Genomic DNA, 1418 nt, shown 5'->3' with positions numbered 1-1418 from the left:
GACCGAACTGTCTCACGACGTTCTAAACCCAGCTCGCGTACCGCTTTAATGGGCGAACAGCCCAACCCTTGGGACCTACTCCAGCCCCAGGATGCGACGAGCCGACATCGAGGTGCCAAACCATCCCGTCGATATGGACTCTTGGGGAAGATCAGCCTGTTATCCCCGGGGTACCTTTTATCCGTTGAGCGACACCGCTTCCACATGCCGGTGCCGGGTCACTAGTCCCAGCTTTCGCTCCTGCTCGACCCGTCAGTCTCACAGTCAAGCTCCCTTGTGCACTTGCACTCAACACCTGATTGCCAACCAGGCTGAGGGAACCTTTGGGCGCCTCCGTTACATTTTGGGAGGCAACCGCCCCAGTTAAACTACCCACCTGACACTGTTCCTGATCCGGATCACGGACCGAGGTTAGACATCCAATTCGACCAGAGTGGTATTTCAACGGCGACTCCACCGACACTGGCGTGCCGGCCTCACAGTCTCCCACCTATCCTACACAAGCCGAACCGAACACCAATATCAAGCTATAGTGAAGGTCCCGGGGTCTTTCCGTCCTGCCGCGCGTAACGAGCATCTTTACTCGTAGTGCAATTTCGCCGAGCCTGTGGTTGAGACAGCTGAGAAGTCGTTACGCCATTCGTGCAGGTCGGAACTTACCCGACAAGGAATTTCGCTACCTTAGGATGGTTATAGTTACCACCGCCGTTTACTGGCGCTTGAGTTCTGAGCTTCGCCCCGAAGGACTAACCCGTCCCCTTAACGTTCCAGCACCGGGCAGGCGTCAGTCCGTATACATCGTCTTACGACTTCGCACGGACCTGTGTTTTTAGTAAACAGTCGCTTCTCACTGGTCTCTGCGGCCGCCCACCGCTGCCCACTGCAAGAGTGATGACGGCGTGCGGCCCCCCTTCTCCCGAAGTTACGGGGGCATTTTGCCGAGTTCCTTAACCACAGTTCGCTCGATCGCCTTGGTATTCTCTACCTGACCACCTGAGTTGGTTTGGGGTACGGGCCGCTCGGAACTCGCTAGAGGCTTTTCTCGGCAGCATAGGATCATCGGATTCGCCTCATTCGGCTATGCGTCAGGCCTCACCCTGTGTGTCCGGCGGATTTGCCTACCGGACGGGCCACACCCTTGCACCGGTACTACCACTCACCGGCCCGACTACCTTCCTGCGTCACCCCATCGCTTGCCTACTACCAGTCCGGGTCCCCAGCTACGCCCACCCCCGTCTCGAAAGACAGGAGCGGTTTCGGTGGGTCAGCATCGCTGGGTTCAGCATGGGCGTTCCTTCGCGGGTACGGGAATATCAACCCGTTGTCCATCGACTACGCCTGTCGGCCTCGCCTTAGGTCCCGACTCACCCTGGGCGGATTAGCCTGGCCCAGGAACCCTTGGTCTTCCGGCGGGGGAG

1 rRNA gene is annotated in these 1418 nt (G+C 58.5%); it reads right to left on the bottom strand.

The features are described 5' to 3' along the window. Positions 1 to 1418: ribosomal RNA gene (locus HLV61_RS23075) — 23S ribosomal RNA — on the bottom strand; the annotation flags it as partial.

Origin of the sequence: Geodermatophilus amargosae (assembly GCF_041028265.1) — a bacterium.
GTDB lineage: Bacteria > Actinomycetota > Actinomycetes > Mycobacteriales > Geodermatophilaceae > Geodermatophilus > Geodermatophilus amargosae_A.
The sequence above is the reverse complement of the archived record's forward strand: the minus strand, read 5'-3'. Positions and strand labels throughout refer to the sequence as shown.